Consider the following 16,659-nt stretch of genomic DNA (forward strand, 5'->3'; position numbering starts at 1 on the left):
CTCCTCCGGGCTGCGCTGCTCGCCCCGAGGGGCGACGATGGGCAGAGCCCACCGACACGAGGAGCACCCGCATGAGCGCCAGCACCGAGCACCAGCACGGCCAGACCACCGAGACCACCTTCGACGTGATCGTCGTCGGGGCCGGTGCCGTGGGTGAGAACGCCGCCGACCGCGCCGGGCGCACGGGCCTGAGCGTCGCCGTGGTCGAGGCCGAGCTCGTCGGCGGGGAGTGCTCCTACTGGGCCTGCATGCCGTCCAAGGCGCTGCTGCGCCCGGGAGCCGTGCTCGAGGCCGCCCGTGCTGTCCCCGGTGCCGCCGAGATGATCACCGGGACCCTCGACCCCGCCAAGGTGCTGGCCCGGCGCGACTCCTTCACCTCGGGCTGGGACGACTCGAGCCAGGTGGAGTGGCTCGACGGCGCCGGGATCGCGCTCGTGCGCGGCCGCGCCCGTCTGACCGGCCCCAAGACCCTCGACGTGACGACCGAGGACGGCTCCGTCACGACACTCACGGCCCGGCACGCGGTGATCCTCGCGACAGGCAGCGTCCCCGTGGTCCCGCCCGTCGACGGCCTCGCCGAGTCGAACCCGTGGGGCAGCCGCGAGGCCACCTCGGTCAAGGACGTCCCCGCCTCGCTCGCGATCATGGGCGGCGGTGTGGTCGGCGTCGAGATGGCGACGGCCTTCGCCGACCTCGGCACGAAGGTCACGCTCGTGGTCCGCGGCGAGCGGCTGCTCGCCGCGAACGAGCCCTTCGCCGGGGACGCCGTGGCCGACTCCCTGCGCGACCTCGGCGTCGACGTGCGGCTGAGCACCGACGTCACCTCGGTCGAGGTCCACGGCGACAGCACCCACCTCGTGACGTCGTCGGGGGGCTCGACCGAGACCGTCGTGGCCGAGAAGCTGCTCGTCGCCACGGGCCGCAAGCCTGCGACGGCCGACATCGGGCTGGAGGCTGTCGGCCTCACGGCGGGCGACCCGCTGACAGTCGACGACGCGATGCTCGTCGAGGGTGTCGACGGCGGCTGGCTCTTCGCCGTCGGCGACGTGACCGGCCGTGTCGCGACCACCCACCAGGGCAAGTACGACGCCCGGGTCGCCGGTGACGTCGTCGCCGCGCGCTTCGGCGGCTCCGCCGAGGGCGAGCTCGACGCCCCCGACTGGAGCCGTTTCCGCGCGACGGCCGACCACCAGGCCGTGCCGCAGGTCGTGTTCTCGCGCCCCGAGGTCGCGAGCGTCGGGCTCACCGAGCAGGCCGCGAAGGACGCCGGGTACCTGGTCGACGTGTTCTCCTACGACCTCGGGTCGGTCGCCGGCGCGGCCGTCGCGGCCGACGGCTTCACAGGAAAGGCGCAGATCGTCGTCGACCGGGACCGTGGCGTGATCGTCGGGGCGACCTTCGTCGGGCCCGAGGTCGCCGAGCTGCTGCACGCCGCGACCATCGCGGTCGTCGGCGAGGTCCCGCTCGACCGTCTGTGGCACGCCGTCCCGTCCTACCCGACGGTCTCCGAGGTCTGGCTCCGCCTGCTGGAGGCCGCCGGTCTGTGACCAGTCCGCAGGCCGAGAGCGTTGAGCGGCCGCGCCCGTCGCTGTAGACTCACACCAACAGCGCCCCACCAAGGCTAGAGCGAGAGCTTCCTCAAATAGGTGGGGCCTTTTGTGTAATCTGTCTGAGATGAAACCAGCGCTATCCCTGGACCAGCAGGTCGATCTCATGACGGGCCGTGGGCTCGAGGTCGTCGACCGAGAGATGGCGACACGGACGCTCTTCAACTCCAGCTACTACAGGCTCTCGGGGTACGCGAGGCAGTTTCAGGTCTCGCCACGATCGGCCACAGGCCAGACCTTCGAGCCTGGAACCACCTTCGAGACGGTCGTGGCCGCCCACGATCACGACGAGCAGCTGTCCGCCCTGCTGCTGGATGCGCTCTGCGTGATCGAGCGGTCGCTCCGTGCCCGGTTCGCTTATCACCTGGCCCACCAGCACGGGAACCAGGCGTTCTACCTTGACCCAGCGAGCTACCTGGCGGTCACACCTCACCTCTCGTCCTTCCTCGACAAGCTCGAGGGGGAGCTGAGCCGGGCACGCCGTCCGACGGTCGCGCGCTACGCCGTGGCTGACGACTACTCGGCCGTCCCGGTCTGGGTCGCTCTCGAGGTCTTCTCCTTCGGTTCCATGTCCAAGATCCTGGAGTACCTGGTAGATGACCGCGCTGCTCGAGCCGTCGCAGCGTCGTACTCCGTTCCTTGGGGCGGTTTCACGTCGACCGTCCACAGTCTCGCGGTCCTGCGGAACACCTGCGCGCACCACGGGCAGCTCTGGCACCGCCGCCTCGACGTGCAGACTCCTGTCCAGCGCAAGACGAGACGTCACGAGCCTGCCTTCGACTCCCAAGGTCCCGCGCCGCGGTGATCGCCATCAAGAGGTTTCTCCTCGCGATCGACCCAGCTGACCAGCGAGCCGCACGCGTCCGCGACTTCTTCGAGAGCGGCTCTCCGTTCGTCTCAGGATTCCTGTCACCTGCTCCTCGCTGAGCTGCCACCGACCGTCGGTCACCCGCACTCCGACGTGGGCAGACGGACCCATGCGGATCCCCGTCGGGGCGCGGCGTCAAGCGGTAGAGTCGTGAGTCGATCAGCCTTCAGCCAGTGAGCCCACGAAGCGGAGTCCCCATGAGCGAGAGCACCCCCCTGACCCCTCCCGGAGCATCGCTGGTGCTCCAGCCGCCGGCCCCCGTCGCCGCGGTCCAGCCGGAGCAGGTCGGCGGCATGGTGCCCGTGCCGGACGCCAAGAAGGCAGAGCTCGCCGCGACCGCCGACGCCTACGCAGCCGAGCTCGCGACCCTCACGCCCAACAGCCCCGAGCTCCAGGCGAAGATCACCGAGATCACCACCCTGGGCCGTGACGAGATCCAGGGCGCGGCCAACGCGTCGAACCGCATGCTCGAGCGCCCCGCGTCGGCCCTCGCCGCGGCGAAGGGCAGCGGTGACGCCGGCGACGCCCAGGCCCGCGTCGCCAAGACGCTCACCGACCTGCGCTTCCAGGTCGAAGACCTCACGCCCAACCGCGCCGACCTCACCGGTGCCCGCAAGATCCTCGGCTTCATCCCCGGCGGGTCGAAGATCGCCCGGTACTTCGACCGCTACAAGTCGGCCCAGGTGCAGCTCGACTCGATCACCCGCGCGCTGGAGTCCGGCCAGGACGAGCTCCGCAAGGACAACGCGTCGATCGAGCAGGAGAAGGTCAACCTCTGGACGACCATGGGCACGCTCTCCGAGTACGCCGTGCTCCTCGGCGGCCTCGACGCAGCGGTCGAGAAGAAGATCGCCGAGGTCGAGGTCTCCGCCCCCGACACCGCGAAGGCCATGCGCTCTGATGTGCTGTTCGCCGTCCGCCAGCGCCGCGAGGACATCCTCACCCAGCTCGCCGTGTCCGCGCAGGGTTACCTCGCGATGGACATGGTGCGTGCCAACAACGTCGAGCTCATCAAGGGTGTCGACCGCGCCCGCACCACCACGCTCTCCGCGCTGCGCACAGCCGTGATCGTCGCCCAGGCGCTCACCAACCAGCGTCTCGTGCTCGACCAGATCACCGCGCTCAACCGGACGACGAGCGACCTCATCGCCTCGAACGCCGAGATGCTCAAGACGACCTCGGCGGACATCCACCGCCAGGCCGCGGCCTCGACCATCGAGATCGGCAAGCTCGAGAAGGCCTTCCAGGACGTCTTCGCGACCATGGACGCGATCGACACCTTCCGTGCCGAGGCCGCGTCGAGCATGGCCGTGACGATCACGTCCCTCGAGGGCCAGATCGAGCGGGCTCAGCCGTACCTCGAGCGGGCGCAGAGCCGCCCCGAGATCACGTCCTGACCGATCCGCTCCTGACCCCGCCGCCTGCCGCACAGCGGGTCGGCACCACGCACGCACCGACGAGGACGAACCGATGAGCTGGTTGTTCGGACGACGGTCGCAGCCCGTCCCGGACACCCCGGCGCCGGCCGCCGAGCCGGAGCCGCAGGTGCCCTTCCACGACACCATGGAGGGGCACCTGCGCGGGCTGTTCGCCGCCGCGAAGCAGAGCGGCGCAGCGCTCCCGGTCCCCGCGTCGATCGTGCTGTTCTCGATGCTCGACAACCTCAACGAGCTGCTCGACCACACGCTCGTCGCACCGCCGACCCTCGACGAGCAGATCGCCATCGAGTTCATGATCAAGGACTACATCCCCTCGACCGTGAACGCGTTCTTGGCGTCGCGGGCCGAGCGCGCCACGCGGGAAGAGCTGCTGCTCAGCCAGCTGCGTCTCCTCGACGGCCGGGTGCACTCGATGGTCACCGCGGTCTACGCGCACGACAACGCGCAGCTCGAGATCAACGGCCGGTTCCTCCGCGAGAAGTTTGGGTGACTCACACACATGCCTGCCATCACGCTCGTCAAGGGCGCCAACGCCTCCGTCACTCACAACATCCCGACCGCGACCACCATCACGGTCGGGTTCTCGTGGGACGTCGTGCAGAGCAACGGACCGGCGACCGAGGTCGTGCCCTGCGCGATCGCCTGCGGCCAGGACGGCCTCGCCGTGTCGTCGCAGCACGTCGTGTTCTTCAACCAGATGCTCAGCCCGGACGAGGCCGTCTCGTACGAGCCTGACGGGTCGCTGCCCGGCGGCGACGTCGAGCAGATCGAGGTCGACCTGCAGCGCGTGCCCTCGAACGTCATGAGCATCGCGCTGATCCTCTACGTCAACCCTGACCTGCGTCAGCCGGGCACCTTCGACAGCGTCCGCGGCTGCGTGGTGCGGATCCTCGACAGGGCCGGGTCCGAGGTGATCCGCTACCCGGTCGAGGCCGCAGACCTCGGCGCGACGAGCGCTGTGGTCGCCGGTGAGCTCTACCGCCGCCAGAACGAGTGGAAGTTCCGGGCGATCGGCCAGGGCTTCGCGGGCGGTGTGGCCGACGTCGCGCACAACTTCGGCTTCGACCTGTGAGCGGCACCCCTCTCGACTCCTTCGTCCGTCGGCGCCCGCCGCGGCGCCCTGACGCCTCGGCGGCGGTCGCCGCGCCGTCGGCCGTCCGGCTGAGCATCGGCACCCCGGCTGCGGCGAGCCACGAGCCCGAGCCGCCGGCCCGCTCGATCCCCCGGGTCTCCGGGACAGGGCGCCTGGAGCCTCGTCAGCCGATGCTCGCGCTCAGCAGGTTCCAGAGCGCGATCGGCTCCCTCCAGGTGGTCGTCGGCGGCGATGTGACCGGGATGGACGTGCTGTGGGAGCTCGACGACATGCGACAGGGCAGCGTCGAGACCGCTCCGCTCGACGCCGGTCGGCGCCCGCTGGTCTCCTACGACCGCATGCCCGGCTTCGTGCTCGGTCTGCGGCACTCGCGCGGCCTGCGACGGGTGCTGTTCTACCTGCCGAGCACGTCGTCGGTGACCGTCAACCTCTACGGCGGCACGACCATCGCCTGCGACCCGAGCATCACGGTCCTGGCCGTGTACCAGCACGACGGCCGCATGCACCTGCGCTACGACGGCGAGCCCTACCCCACCCTCGGCACCGTCAAGGCGGCCTACGCCTTCGCCTGACCCGCCAGGACGCACGAAGGCCCGGTCCGCCGTCCCTCTCGGGACGTGCGGGCCGGGCCCTCGGTGGTGACTCGAGCGGTCAGCTGGTCGCGAGCGACGGGTCGCTCGAGAGGATCAGGCCGACGGTGATGTTGCCCTGGCGCAGGGCGTCCTTGGTGAGGTTGCCACCGGCGTCGAGCGAGACGAACTCGCCGACCTCGAGGCCGTAGGTCTCCTCGAGACCGAGCTGGCAGAACGCACGCTCGGGGCACTCCGGCGGTCCGCCGAGGACGACGTCGCCGCAGGTGGTCGCGAGGTCGGTCAGCGTCGTGATGCCGTACTCCTCGGCGAAGGCCGCAGTCACCGCGAAGGCGTTCTGGTCCTGGGCGTCGGCCGGCGTGCCAAAGACCAGCCCGACCTCTTCACCGAGGGTCGTCAGACCCTCGACGGTCGCGTCGAGGTCCGTCGTGGCGACGGGCTCGGGGTTCTCGCCGTTGACCTTGGCGTTGAGGAACTCGGTCAGGGTGCTCACGTACTCGGGGATCACGGTGATCGCACCGGACTCGAGGTCCGTCAGGTACAGCTCACGGTTGCCGACGTCCTGCGTCTTGGCGTCGTAGCCTGCGGCCTTGAGCACCTCGACGTAGAGGTTCGCGAGGGTCTGGCCCTCGGAGAAGTTCGGGGCACCGACGATCACCTCTGCGCCGTCACCGACGGACTCCGGCGAGCCGAGGTCGTTGGCCGCGATGAAGTCCGCAGCGGCCTGCTGGGAGGTCTGACGGTCCACGTCGACGGCCTTGTTGAGGTCGACGAGCGCCGGGGTGTCCAGGACGGCCGAGACCGTGTCGAGGGTCGCGACGATGTCGGCATTCTCACCGGCTGCGGCCGCGTTGACGGCCGGGATGATGTTGTCGGGGTTCTGGAGGGTCTTGTCGTCCTCGAGCCCGACGAAGGTGTCGCCGGGGACGGGGTCGCAGACCTCGAGGTTCGAGGCGGCTGTCGGCGTCGAGGCCGACGAGGTGCCCGAGCCACTCGAGGAGCCAGGGTCACCGCAGGCAGCGAGGACGAGGACGAGCCCCAGCGCTGCCGCGGTCGTGGTCATGGTCGTGCGACGAGCGCGCATGGTGTCTCCAGGGTAGAGAGGTCGAAGGTCTAGTGGACCGCGACGCCAGGTGCAGGGCAACCGGGCGGGGCGCGGATTCGGTATCGCTCTGATAACGGTCTGTGGGCCGGTCAGGACCCTTGCAGGGCTCGGACCGGTGCGGGGGTGAGGAGTCGCTGGCCGAGGGCGAGCAGCCCCTCGACCACCAGGCAGAGCAGCGCGACGATCACGCCGCCGGCCAGCACCTGGCCGTAGCGCTGGGTGCCGAAGCCCTGCGTGATGATGATGCCGAGGCCTCCGCCACCCACCAGGGCGGCCAGCGGGATGGTCGCGATCACCTGCACGACGGCTGTGCGCAGCCCTGAGGTGATGAGCGGCAGGGCGAGCGGGAGCTCGACGTGCAGCAGCACTCGTGGGCCGGACATGCCGATGCCCGTGGCCGCGTCGCGGATGTCGGCGTCGACGCTGCGCACCCCCTCGTAGGTGTTCGCGAGGATCACCGGCAGCGCGAAGATCGCCGCCGCGTAGACGGTCGGGGTGTTGCCGAAGCCGACACCTGTCGACGCGAAGATGGTCAGCAGCGCGAAGGTCGGCAGGGCGCGCGTGACGTTGGTGAGGACCACCGTCGACGTGCCGAGCCTCGCCGCACGGCGGCTGTGCCCGAGCACGACCCCGAGCGGCAGCGCGACGACCGAGGCGAGCAGGACGGCCTGCAGCGTCATGACGAGGTGCTCGCCGGTCAGGGCGAGGATGCCGCCCTTCCCCGACCAGTTGAGGGGGTCGTTGAGCCACGCGATCGCGGCCTCGATCTCGTTCATCGTGCGCTCACCGCCGCTCGTGACCAGGGTGTGACGAGCCGGCCGACCAGGTAGAGCACGAGGTCGATCGTCAGGCCGAGGGCGAGACAGAGCAGCGTCGCCGTCATGATCTGCGCGTGGTAGCCGCTCGTGAACCCGCGGAACATGAGCTGTCCGAGCCCGCCGTAGCCGATGACGACACCGACGGTCACGAGGGCGACCGTGCTCACCGACGCCAGCCGCAGACCGGTGATCACCGCGGGGAGCGCGTTGGGGAGCTCGACGGTGAAGAGCATGCGCCACCGCCCGTAGCCCAGGCCGCGGGCGGCGTCGGTCACAGCAGGGTCGACGCCCCGCAGCCCGACGAGGGTGTTGCGCACGAGCAGCAGCAGCGCGTAGAGGACCAGCCCCAGCAGCACAGTCGTCCGACGGTCCCGGATGAAGGGGTAGACGACCGCGAAGAGCGCGAGGGAGGGGATCGTGTAGAGCACGCCTGTCGTCGCGACGAGCGGCCCGGCGAGGCGGGGCCAGGCGTGGGCGAGCGCGGCGAGCGGGATCGCGACGACGAGAGCGATGGCGATCGCCTGGAGCGTGAGGGTGACGTGCTCACCGAGATACCGGAGGATCTCGTCCGAGTTGTCCTGCACGTACTGCCAGGACAGCCACGGGTTGGCTGGCTGCTCGGGAGTCATCTGCCCGACGGTACCGGCTGCCGCCGACACCGGCGCGGGCAACGAGGGTGACCTCTGTCGCCCCCGGGCTCCAGCCCGCGCCGGTGTCGGGACTTCCCGGTAGCGTCGTCGCCATGAGCAGCGCACGGACGTCCCACCACGGCACCGACCCGAAGAGCGGCGGCGCGTCGAGCGTCGCGCCAGGCGACGTCCTCATCCGTTTCGAGGACGTCCGCAAGGAGTTCCGCAACCAGACCGTCGCGGTCACCGACCTCGACCTCGAGGTCCGCAAGGGCGAGCTGCTGGTCCTCGTGGGTCCGTCGGGCTGCGGAAAGTCGACGACCCTGCGCATGGTCAACCGCCTCGTCGAGCCGACGGGTGGCCGGATCACCCTCGACGGCGAGGACATCATGAGCACCGACGCCGTCGCGCTCCGTCGCCGTGTCGGCTACGTGATCCAGCACGTCGGGCTGTTCCCGCACCGCACCGTCGCGCAGAACGTCGCCACGGTCCCGGGGCTCGTCGGCTGGGACCGCAAGCGCACGAAGGCGCGCGTCGAGGAGCTGCTCGCCCTCGTCGGGCTGGCACCTGAGACCTACTCCAAGCGCTTCCCGCACGAGCTCTCCGGCGGCGAGCGCCAGCGCGTGGGTGTGGCCCGGGCCCTCGCGGTCGACCCACCCGTCCTGCTCATGGACGAGCCCTTCGGTGCCGTCGACCCCGAGGGCCGCCGACGTCTGCAGAGCGAGTTCCGCCGCATCCAGTCCGAGCTCGGGACGACGGTCATGCTCGTCACCCACGACATCGACGAGGCCGTCCAGCTCGGCGACCGCGTGGCGGTCTTCAGCAAGGGCGGCGTGATCGAGCAGATCGACACCCCCCTGCGCCTGCTGTCCCAGCCGGCCAACGACTTCGTCGAGAACTTCATCGGTGCCGGTCGGTCGATGCGCATGCTCGGCCTCGGGCACGTCTCGCGCGACGACCTGCGTCCGCTCGAGCACGTGCACCCCGGGGCGACCCTCGCGTCGATCCCGCTCGGCACGTCCCTCGACGAGGCCTTCGCCGAGCTCGCCGTCTCCGAGACCGGCGGCGTGCTCGTCACCGACGGCAGCGAGACCGTCGGTCTGCTCACCGCAGACGACCTGCTCGCGTCGCTCAGGCGCCTCGTCGCCGAGGACCACCGCGACGCGATCGCGGGCTGAGGCGCTCAGTCCTGGGTGGGCTGGTCTTCTTCGCGCAGGCGTGGTTCTGTCCGGCGCGAGGGGGTGTGACCGGCCTTGTCGGCGTAGAAGGCCCGGACGAGCTCCATGTCTGCGCGGACGTCGCCGCTCGGGGTGAAGGTCGGCCCGAGGCCGGCGGTCATGGTCGTGCGGTCGACGTAGCCGAGCGTGACGGGGAGCCCTGCCTCGCGGGCGATCCGCAGGAAGCCTGACTTCCAGTACTCGCCCTTGCTGCGTGTGCCCTCGGGCGTGACGACGAGGTAGAACTTCTCCCCTGCGGCGACACGAGAGACGAGCTCGTCGACGAGCCCTGCCGGAGCGCGGCGGTCCACGGGGATCCCGCCGAGGGCACGCATCAGCCATCCGAAAGGCGGCTTGAACAGCGTGTGCTTGCCGAGGTAGCGCACAGGCACACCCGCCCGTGCCGTGATGGCGAGCATGTGGATGAAGTCCCAGTTGGACGTGTGCGGGGCCCCGACGAGGATGCCCGCCCCGTCCCGGTCGATCGGCTCGGTCTTGAGCGTCCAGCGGCTCAGCGACCAGTAGACCCGTGCGACGTGCTCGCGGATCACCAGGTCACCGCGGCCCGGTGCTGCCGGAGTACTCGCCCCGGGCCAGCTCGTAGGCGGCGTCGGCCTGGTCGGTACGCCCTGCGGCCGTGTAGATCTCAGCGAGGGCGACGAGGCACGCGCCAGCCGGGCGGTGGAGCCCGAGGTCGGTGTAGGTGGTGCGGGCTGCCGTGTAGTCGGCCTCGGCGTCGTCGAGGCGCTCGGCGGCGTGCCGGGTCGCTCCGCGGCCCGCGAGTGCGTCAGCCCGCTGACGCGCCAGGTCCAGCTCGGTGTAGATGTCCAGGGCGGCGGTGTAGCTCGTGTCGGCCTCGGCCAGGTGACCGGTCTCGCGGAGCACGAGCGCCAGCCCGGCCGCGCAGTCGGCGACGCGTGAGCGGAGCTGGTGCTTCTCGTAGAACGCGAGGGCCGCGGTGTACGCGGTGGCTGCGTCGTCGAACCGTGCCGCAGCCGCGAGGATCCCGCCGAGGCTCAGGTTCGCGCTGGCGGTCTCACGCTCGAGACCGAGGGTCGAGTAGGTCTCGCGGGCCTCGACGTAGGCGGTCTCAGCCTCGGCCAGGCGCTCGGCTGCACCGTGGGCGAGCCCGAGGTTCATGAGGCACCCGGCGACCTGGCGGGTCAGCCCGGCAGCCCTGTAGACCGCGAGCGCCTCGGCGTACGCGACGCTCGCCTCGGCGCCTCGTCCGGTGTCCCAGAAGACGTCTCCGAGGCCCACGGCGGCGGCAGCCGCCTCGAGGGAGTGGCCGTTCGCGACGAAGTAGTCGCGGGCGAGCGTCCAGCCGCGCTCAGCCGTCGGGTAGTCCTGGGCACCGTACGCCTCGGCGGCGTCACGGGACACGTCGTCTGCGGCACCGCGGTGCGCGTCGAGGGGGAGGCTGCGATCCATGGCGACGACTGTACGGGACCGGAGATGTGACGATGACCACCTCGCGGGTGATCTGTGGGCAGCCAGGTCAGGGCCGATGGGAGACAGTCGAGGTCATGCGCGCATGGCCCTGATCAGCAGGTCCATGGCCCGCTCGGCCGCGACCACCTGGGCGCGTTGCACGGGCTGCGCCGAGTAGCCGGCTCTGGTCTTCATCCGGAGCAGGGTCGACAGCGCTCTCGACGGTTCTCTCGCGACCTTGGCGAGCGCGCCAGCAGCGTCGGCGTGGCTCGCGCCCTTGGAGTACCGCCCGGTCGTCCGCATGAGGATCACGTCTGCCGCCGCGATACCGGCGTGCACGCACAAGGTCACGACTGCGTCGTCGAGCGCACCGTCGCCTTCGTCGAGGTCTCGGACCATCTGCGCCGCCAGCTGGAACTGCTCGGCCTTCGACGAACGACCGTCGATCTCCGTTCGCGATGCCTCGGTCTCGCGCGGCGTCATCGTCGCCCGTGCCGGGCCTGCAGCCCACGAAGCCAGGTCGCCCGCCCTGCGAAGGGCAGCCCCGAGACTGCGACCTCTACGAGCACCGGGTCGACCGGGTTCGCGACGACCTCGCTCTCGTCCAGGACCAGCACGTCTGCATCGTTGCCGGTCCAGCGTCGCACCTGAGCGGTCAACGACAGGACCTGCTGGTCCCACATCTCCTCGTCTGCCTCGACAGGGCGCACGAGGAGAAGGTCGATATCACTCTCGGTGCCCATGCGGCCTCGCGCCGCGGATCCGAAGAGCACACCGAAGACGGGTGGGACAGCCCACGCCGTCGTGGTCTCCTCGAGGCGCTCGAGAAGGGTCGCCCGCAGTCTGGCGAGCTCGCGGATCGGCGATGCAGCGAGGTGCTCAGAGTTGAACGTGTACGCCATGGTGCCGCCGACCTGCTGACGCTCGACGACTCCTTCGGCGGTCAGCCTGTTGAGCACCTTGCGGATCCCGGTCAGCGATCCCTTGGAGCTCTCGCCGAGCCTCAGGAGTCGCTCGATCTGCCCGGTGGTGAAGGTGACGTCAGGCGCTGAGGCGAGAGCCACGAGCACATCGCCGTCGAGCGTGGGCGTGACGGTCGACATCGGACGCTGGGTCTGCATGTCTCACCTCCGTGTCGTGGGTGACACTATTGTACGCCCAGTGCGACTATCTAGCGCAGCGGCAACCACGCGAGGACGTCCTGGACGGTCGTGTCCCACAGGCCCCAGCTGTGGTCGCCAGGGCGCAGGTCGACGGTGACCGGGACGCCGTGCCTCGCGGCGGTGTCGCGGAAGTCGAGGTTCGACTGGAGCAGGAAGTCCTCGGTCCCGCACATCTGGTAGAGCGCGGGCAGCGTGGCCGGGTCGACCGTGCTCAGCAGGTGCAGCAGGTCGGAGTCGGTGCCCCGCACGGAGGTGTCGCCGTAGACCTTGCGGAGCACCTCGAAGCCCTCGCCCCGCTCGAGGACGGCCTCGTGGAGGGACGCGACGTCGAGGGCGCCCGACAGGCTGGCTGCTGCGGCGATCTGCTCCGGCTTGCGCAGCGCCCACTGGAACGCGCCGTAGCCACCCATCGACAGGCCGGCGACGAAGGTGTCCTCGCGGCGGTCGGAGAGGTGGAAGAAGGACCGCGCGAGGACGGGCAGCTCTTCGGTGAGGAAGGTCCAGTACGGGTCGCCGTAGACCTCGTCGGAGTAGAAGCTCTTGGCCACCTGCGGCATGACCACAGCGATGCCCAGCTCGGTCGCATAGCGCTCGATCGACGTGCGACGGGCCCACGTGGTCGCGTCGTCGCTCAGTCCGTGCAGCAGGTAGAGGGTCGGCGTCGCGCCTGCGCGCTCGGTGCCCTCCATCCCGATCTGGGAGTGGGTGCGCTGCGGCAGCACCACCGTCATGGTGGTGCTCAGACCGAGCACGTCGGAGAAGAAGTCGCACGTCACGAGAGCCATGCACGACAGCCTAGGACGGGTGAGGTCCCGACGACCTGTCGTCCACAGGGTCCGGTCTCAGCGCTCGGCCGGGTCCCACCCGGTCGGTGGCAGCAGCAGGTGCCGTGATCCCTGCACGGCCGTCCAGCGCAGCGCGCGCGAGACGGCGTCTGCGGCGTCGCGCGCAGCGTCGGGCAGCGTCGCACCCGAGGCGAGCGCGGCGGTCAGCGCACCGTTGAAGAGGTCACCTGTGCCGTTCGGGGCGTCAGACTCCTTGATCGACGGCACCCGAGTCACGCTCTCGCGCTCGACCACCACGGTCTCGATCACCCCGGGCTCGGTGTCGACGAGATAGCACCCCGTGACCACCACACCGTGCTGGACCGGCCCGATCAGGGTCCGGGCGGCGGCGGCGAGGTCGTCGACGGTACCCTCCCCCGGTGCCGCGACAGCCGGCCCGGAGACGAGCAGCCCGAGCTCGAACTGGTTCGGGGTGAGGACGTGCGCCCGGCGGGCCAGCTCGTCGCGCAGGACGTCGACCACCCCTGGTGCGACGAAGACGCCCGACCCGGTGTCTCCCATGACGGGGTCGCAGACGTAGACGATCCCGGGGCCGGTGACGAGCGCCCTGTCGACGAAGGCTGCGACGGCCTCACCGGTCTCGCGAGAGCCGAGATATCCGCTCACCACGCACACGGTGTCGTCGAGCACCCCGTGCTCCTCGAGGCCGAGCAGCAGGTCCGCGACGAGGGTCGGGTCGGTGACCCGACCACGGAAGCGCCCGTGGCCCGGGTGGTTGGAGAACAGGACCGTCGGCACCGCGAGGACGGTGAAGCCGGCGTCCTGCATCTGCGGCACGGCTGCGGCGTTGCCGACGTGGCCGGCCACCACCTGGCTCTGGATCGAGACGATCGTGCTCACCGTGCGGCTCCTCGTGGTCCTGCCCTCCGGCAGTGTCGTGTGTGCGGCTGACGCCAGTCGTCCGCCGTGTGTCCGGGTCGCTCCCCCGGTCTGGGTCTCAGCCGGCGAAGAAGGCGCCGACCGCAGCGGCGAGGCCGTGCAGGTCGTCGACGTGCGCGAGCTCGCGGGCCGAGTGCATCGACAAGAGCGGGACGCCGACGTCGACCGTGCGGATGCCCAGCCTGGTGGCCGTGAGGGGTCCGATGGTCGAGCCGCAGGGCACCGTGTTGTTGGAGACGAACTCCTGGTACGGCACACCGGCCGCCGCGCAGCTGCGAGCCCAGAGCGCGGCGCCGTGTGCGTCGGTCGCGTAGCGCTGGTTGGCGTTGATCTTCAGCAGCGGCCCGCGCCCGGCGACGGGCTGGTTCGCCGGGTCGTGCTTCTCCGGGAAGTTCGGGTGGACCGAGTGTCCAGCGTCTGCCGAGAGGCACCACGACGCGGCGTAGGCCTGGAGCCGCTGCGACGCGCTCGCCCCGAGCGTCGCCCCGACGCGGGTGAGGATGTCGTCGAGGAACGGTCCGGACGCCCCCGAGCGGGTCTCCGAGCCGAGCTCTTCGTGGTCGAAGGCCGCGAGCACGCTCACGTGGTCTGCGCTGGGCTCGTGGGCTGCACCGAGCAACGCGTGCAGCCCTGCGAAGACCGACGTGAGGTTGTCCATGCGCCCCGCGGCGAAGAGGGCGTCGTCGAGCCCGAAGCGCGCGGGGGCTGCGGTGTCGGCCGTGAGGATGTCGTAGCCGACGACCTCGTCGCCGCTCAGACCGACCAGCCCGGCGAGGTGACCGAGGAGGTCGGCCTCCGACCTGTCGCCGACGCCGTAGACGGGCTGCGTGTGCCGCTGGCGGTCGAGGGTCAGGCCGTTGTTCGCGTCGCGGTCGAGGTGGATCGCGAGCTGCGGGATCCGCAGGAACGGCCCGGTCCGCACGAGGACCTCACGACCGTCCGCGGTGACGAGGCGACCGGCGAGCTCGAGCTCGCGGTCCAGCCAGGAGTTGAGCAGAGGGCCGCCGTAGACCTCGACCCCGGCCTGCAACCAGCCGTGCGAGCCGGTGGTCGGCTTCGGCTTGAGCTTGAAACCGGGCGAGTCGGTGTGGGCACCGAGGATGCGGAAGGGCGTCGTGGGGCTGGCCTGCTCCGGTGCGACCCACGCGATGATCGCGCCGTCGCGGACCACGTAGGCGCGCTGCTCGGCTGCGGACCAGGCGTCGGTCTCCTCGAGACGGACGAAGCCGGCCTCGTCCAGGCGGCGGGCCGCCTCGGCGGCGGCGTGGTACGAGGACGGGCTGGCCGCGATGAAGGCGGCGAGGTCTGCGACGTAGTCGGCTGCTGTCTGCATCCATCCATCAAATCACGCGGTGCGGCGCTCCCTGCCCACGCCCACGAGACCGGGCTCGATGGCCCGGGGCGCCGGATCTCTCCGGACGCACAGGAGGGCCCCGCCGCCCGGCGGGGCCCTCCTGGGTGATGCGGGTGACGCTGTGCTGGGTGTCAGCGGCGGGTGCGCTTGCCCGTGATCGAGGTGTAGATGAAGAGCACGACGACCGAGCCGAGGATCGCGAGGAGCCAGGTGCGGATCTCGAAGAACCCGCCGAGGTCGGTGTCGAGGAAGAAGCTGCCGAGCCATCCACCGACGATGGCGCCGACGATGCCGAGGATCAGCGTGGCGAGCCAGCCGCCGACAGCGCGGTCCTTGAGCAGCGCCTTGGCAATTGCTCCGCAGATGAGACCGACGACGATGTAACCAAGAATGCCCATGACAACCTCCAGAAAGAATGTGTTCGGTTGAACCGTGAACTAGTGTTCCAGGGTTCTCCCAGGTTCGCCCGGTGAACGACGATGACGACCGTCACACAGCCAGTTTCTGTTGGTATCTTGCGGATCGTGCGGGTGAGAGGACTCCCAGGCCCCGTTCAGGATGCGCGCCCCTCAGGGCACTGCTATACCTATATCAACGCCGCGGAGACGCAGCGTGCCATTCCCCTGTGAATAGCGTCGAGCCTGACGAGAGTCAGGCAGCCCTCCGGGGTTCGGCGGGTGCCACACCTCGTGCCGGTGAGACACCCGCCGACGCTGGGGACGCAGCGCGTGACGACCCCGCGCCCCTCAGGTCACCGCAGGTGACAGCGCTGCTTGCCGAGCCCGCATCCCGCCTTCTCGGTCGTCTGCGTCCCGAGCCCGCACCTGGCTTTCGTACGGGCGAGGGCCACCAGCACAGCGGCGACCAGCCGAGCACCGATCAGCCCAACGCCGATCAGCCGAGCGGCGACGGGACGATCGTCGCGACGCCGTCCACGACGAGCAGCGCCTGGTCGTCGTCGATCCGCTGGATCGGGAACCGCTGGCCATAGGTGGAGACGATCTTGTCGACGAGGCTCGACGGGTACGGAGGCAGCTGACCGTCGGCGTGCGGGAGGAGGACCGCGTCGACCAGTCCGAGCCCACGCGTGGAGTCGAGCTGCGGGGCCTCCGCAGGGTCGTCCATGAGGCCCAGCGGCTCGATGTCCGAGCCGGCGACCGCGGCACCAGCGCTCGCACCGAGGTACAGCATCCCGTCGTCGAGCAGCTGCGGGAGGATCTCGTCCAGCCCTGACCGGCGCAGGTGGTGCAGCAGCACGAAGGTGTTGCCACCTGCCAGGTAGATCGCGTCGAGGCCCGTGAGCGCTGCAGCGAGAGCGTCCCCGTCGAGCACTGTCAGGTCGATCTCGACGAGGTCGAGCCCGAAGCCCGTGAGCGCTGCACGGTCTGCGTCGACCCACGGGGCCGAGGGGTAGATGCTCGTCGCCGCGGCGACGAAGCCGACGCGGGGCGCGCCCGACGCGGGCCGGCCGTTCGCCTCGAAGAATCCGGGGACTGCGCCGAGGCCTGCTGAGAGGAGGAGAGCGGAGATCATGCTCCGAGCGTCTCACGCGCCACCGACGCCTGCCGGTCACCGCAGAGCACGGGCGACACTCCGCCTGCCGTCTGGCGCACCGCCATCA

General features: G+C 70.4%; 19 protein-coding genes. 7 read left to right on the forward strand and 12 right to left on the reverse strand.

The features are described 5' to 3' along the window. The first annotated feature begins 71 nt into the window (after positions 1 to 71). From ASG53_RS13605 to ASG53_RS13630, 6 genes are all read left to right on the forward strand, one after another. Entirely contained in the window at positions 72 to 1,547 is a 1,476-nt protein-coding gene (locus tag ASG53_RS13605) for a dihydrolipoyl dehydrogenase family protein (RefSeq protein WP_056134445.1), read from the forward strand. A gap of 127 nt (positions 1,548 to 1,674) precedes the next feature. Beyond that, positions 1,675 to 2,412 (forward strand): Abi family protein, encoded by a 738-nt coding sequence (locus tag ASG53_RS13610; protein ID WP_082544076.1) that lies wholly within the window; start codon positions 1,675 to 1,677, stop codon positions 2,410 to 2,412. A 260-nt stretch (positions 2,413 to 2,672) separates the two neighbouring features. Next, positions 2,673 to 3,872, forward strand: a complete 1,200-nt coding sequence (locus tag ASG53_RS13615; protein ID WP_056134451.1) for a toxic anion resistance protein — start codon at positions 2,673 to 2,675, stop codon at positions 3,870 to 3,872. Between the two features lie 73 nt (positions 3,873 to 3,945). After that, entirely contained in the window at positions 3,946 to 4,404 is a 459-nt protein-coding gene (locus ASG53_RS13620) for a hypothetical protein (protein WP_056134454.1), read from the forward strand. Positions 4,405 to 4,413: 9 nt separating this feature from the next. Next, on the forward strand, positions 4,414 to 4,986 hold the full coding sequence (locus ASG53_RS13625) for a TerD family protein (RefSeq protein ID WP_056134457.1): 573 nt from the start codon (positions 4,414 to 4,416) through the stop codon (positions 4,984 to 4,986). After that, entirely contained in the window at positions 4,983 to 5,579 is a 597-nt protein-coding gene (locus ASG53_RS13630; protein ID WP_056134461.1) for a hypothetical protein, read from the forward strand. The genes ASG53_RS13625 and ASG53_RS13630 overlap by 4 nt, the downstream gene beginning before the upstream one ends. Positions 5,580 to 5,658: 79 nt before the next feature. Here ASG53_RS13630 and ASG53_RS13635 read toward each other — a convergent pair whose 3' ends face one another. The 3 genes from ASG53_RS13635 to ASG53_RS13645 all read right to left on the reverse strand — a co-directional run bounded on the left by ASG53_RS13635 (position 5,659) and on the right by ASG53_RS13645 (position 8,149). Then, entirely contained in the window at positions 5,659 to 6,681 is a 1,023-nt protein-coding gene (locus tag ASG53_RS13635) for a glycine betaine ABC transporter substrate-binding protein (RefSeq protein ID WP_056134464.1), read from the reverse strand. Between the two features lie 110 nt (positions 6,682 to 6,791). After that, positions 6,792 to 7,478: an ABC transporter permease gene (locus ASG53_RS13640; RefSeq protein ID WP_056134467.1), complete on the reverse strand. Its 687-nt coding sequence runs from the start codon at positions 7,476 to 7,478 to the stop codon at positions 6,792 to 6,794. Then, on the reverse strand, positions 7,475 to 8,149 hold the full coding sequence (locus ASG53_RS13645; RefSeq protein ID WP_056136295.1) for an ABC transporter permease: 675 nt from the start codon (positions 8,147 to 8,149) through the stop codon (positions 7,475 to 7,477). The genes ASG53_RS13640 and ASG53_RS13645 overlap by 4 nt, the downstream gene beginning before the upstream one ends. A 113-nt stretch (positions 8,150 to 8,262) precedes the next feature. Between ASG53_RS13645 and ASG53_RS13650 the strand changes: the two genes are divergently transcribed. Beyond that, complete coding sequence (locus ASG53_RS13650) at positions 8,263 to 9,327, forward strand: ABC transporter ATP-binding protein (protein ID WP_179913318.1); 1,065 nt, start codon at positions 8,263 to 8,265, stop codon at positions 9,325 to 9,327. Positions 9,328 to 9,332: 5 nt separating this feature from the next. On the opposite strand, the gene ASG53_RS13655 is transcribed toward ASG53_RS13650, so the two are convergent. From ASG53_RS13655 to ASG53_RS13695, 9 genes are all read right to left on the reverse strand, one after another. Continuing rightward, on the reverse strand, positions 9,333 to 9,917 hold the full coding sequence (locus ASG53_RS13655; RefSeq protein ID WP_056134470.1) for a 1-acyl-sn-glycerol-3-phosphate acyltransferase: 585 nt from the start codon (positions 9,915 to 9,917) through the stop codon (positions 9,333 to 9,335). Positions 9,918 to 9,921: 4 nt separating this feature from the next. Next, on the reverse strand, positions 9,922 to 10,797 hold the full coding sequence (locus tag ASG53_RS13660; RefSeq protein ID WP_056134473.1) for a tetratricopeptide repeat protein: 876 nt from the start codon (positions 10,795 to 10,797) through the stop codon (positions 9,922 to 9,924). A gap of 93 nt (positions 10,798 to 10,890) precedes the next feature. Continuing rightward, entirely contained in the window at positions 10,891 to 11,280 is a 390-nt protein-coding gene (locus ASG53_RS13665) for a hypothetical protein (protein ID WP_056134476.1), read from the reverse strand. Continuing rightward, positions 11,277 to 11,918, reverse strand: coding sequence for a nucleotidyltransferase domain-containing protein (locus ASG53_RS13670; protein ID WP_056134481.1), 642 nt, complete (start codon positions 11,916 to 11,918; stop codon positions 11,277 to 11,279). The genes ASG53_RS13665 and ASG53_RS13670 overlap by 4 nt, the downstream gene beginning before the upstream one ends. 50 nt (positions 11,919 to 11,968) lie before the next feature. Next, positions 11,969 to 12,745: an alpha/beta hydrolase gene (locus ASG53_RS13675; RefSeq protein WP_056134483.1), complete on the reverse strand. Its 777-nt coding sequence runs from the start codon at positions 12,743 to 12,745 to the stop codon at positions 11,969 to 11,971. 57 nt (positions 12,746 to 12,802) lie between these two features. Continuing rightward, a complete protein-coding gene (gene pdxY / locus ASG53_RS13680; RefSeq protein WP_056134485.1) occupies positions 12,803 to 13,645 on the reverse strand; it encodes a pyridoxal kinase in 843 nt (280 codons plus the stop codon). A gap of 97 nt (positions 13,646 to 13,742) precedes the next feature. Beyond that, positions 13,743 to 15,017, reverse strand: coding sequence for a M18 family aminopeptidase (locus ASG53_RS13685; RefSeq protein ID WP_056134486.1), 1,275 nt, complete (start codon positions 15,015 to 15,017; stop codon positions 13,743 to 13,745). Between the two features lie 152 nt (positions 15,018 to 15,169). Further along, positions 15,170 to 15,436, reverse strand: coding sequence for a GlsB/YeaQ/YmgE family stress response membrane protein (locus tag ASG53_RS13690; RefSeq protein WP_056134489.1), 267 nt, complete (start codon positions 15,434 to 15,436; stop codon positions 15,170 to 15,172). A gap of 496 nt (positions 15,437 to 15,932) precedes the next feature. Then, entirely contained in the window at positions 15,933 to 16,571 is a 639-nt protein-coding gene (locus ASG53_RS13695) for a Type 1 glutamine amidotransferase-like domain-containing protein (RefSeq protein ID WP_200945510.1), read from the reverse strand. Positions 16,572 to 16,659: the final 88 nt, after the last annotated feature.

The sequence above is a fragment of the Sanguibacter sp. Leaf3 genome (assembly GCF_001425965.1).
Taxonomy (GTDB): domain Bacteria; phylum Actinomycetota; class Actinomycetes; order Actinomycetales; family Cellulomonadaceae; genus Sanguibacter; species Sanguibacter inulinus.